This window comes from Herbaspirillum lusitanum P6-12, assembly GCF_000256565.1.
Lineage (GTDB): Bacteria > Pseudomonadota > Gammaproteobacteria > Burkholderiales > Burkholderiaceae_D > Herbaspirillum > Herbaspirillum lusitanum.
The window spans coordinates 1-1,162 of the sequence record NZ_AJHH01000070.1; the positions used below are offsets into that span (position 1 = coordinate 1).

The window sequence follows — 1,162 nt, forward strand, 5'->3', positions numbered from 1 at the left end:
GTCGCGCCGCCGCGCCATGCGGTGCCGGCGATGTCCAGATGCGCCCAGGTGTATTTCTTGGTGAAGCGCTCAAGGAAGCACGCCGCCGTCACGCTGCCCGCCGGCTGACCGCCGATGTTGGCGATGTCGGCGAAGTTCGACTTCAGCTGTTCCTGATAGACGTCCTGCACCGGCATGCGCCATGCGGTGTCGCCGCTGGCCTTGCCGGCTGCCAGCAGGTCGTTGGCAAGCTGATCGTGGGCATCGTCTTCACGCGTGAACAGGCCGGTGTTGTGATGACCCAAAGCCACCACGCAAGCGCCGGTCAGCGTCGCGATGTCGACCACGGCCGCAGGCTTGAAGCGCTCGACGTAAGTCAGCGCGTCGCACAGGATCAGGCGGCCTTCGGCGTCGGTATTGAGTACTTCGATGGTCTGTCCCGACATCGAGGTCACAATGTCGCCCGGCTTGGTAGCGCGGCCCGACGGCATGTTTTCGCAGGTCGGGATGACGCCGATGACGTTGAGCTTCAGTTGCAGCTCGGCGATGGCGCGGAAGGTGCCGAGCACCGAGGCGGCGCCGCACATGTCGTATTTCATTTCATCCATGCCGGCGCCCGGCTTGAGCGAGATGCCGCCGGTGTCGAAGGTGATGCCCTTGCCGACCAAGACGATCGGTGCATCCTTGGACTTGCCGCCGAGGTGCTTGAGCACGATGAATTTCGGCGGCTCGTCGCTGCCGTTGGTGACGGACAGGAAGCTGCCCATCTTGAGCGCTTCGAGTTGTTTGCGGTCCAGCACTTCGACGCCGAGCTTGTATTCCTTGGCCAGTTTCTTGGCGCTGTTGGCGAGGTAGGTCGGGGTGCAGACATTGCCCGGCAGGTTGGCCAGGTCCTTGCTCAGTTCCATGCCGTTGGCCAGCGCTACGGCTTCGGCCAGGCCGGTCTTGGCGGCGACAGCGGCGGCGGTGGAAACTGCGACGGCGATCTTCTTCACACCGGTCGGGGCGGGATCTTTTTTGCTCTTCAGGACGTCAGAGCGGTAATTGTTGTCGCGTGCGGCCAGCACCAACGCGCGGATGGCCCAGGCAATATCTTTCCCCTCGCGGCCCTTGATCTTGTCCAGCGGCAGCGCCACCAGCGCATCTTGGAACACGATGCCGACTTCCTGGCGCAGCTTGTGCA

General features: G+C 63.6%; 1 protein-coding gene. It reads right to left on the minus strand.

What is annotated here, in order from left to right; genetic code table 11:
- The coding region (locus HLUSI_RS26655; protein ID WP_016832474.1) for a leucyl aminopeptidase at positions 1-1,162 on the minus strand (1,162 nt) is incomplete at both ends.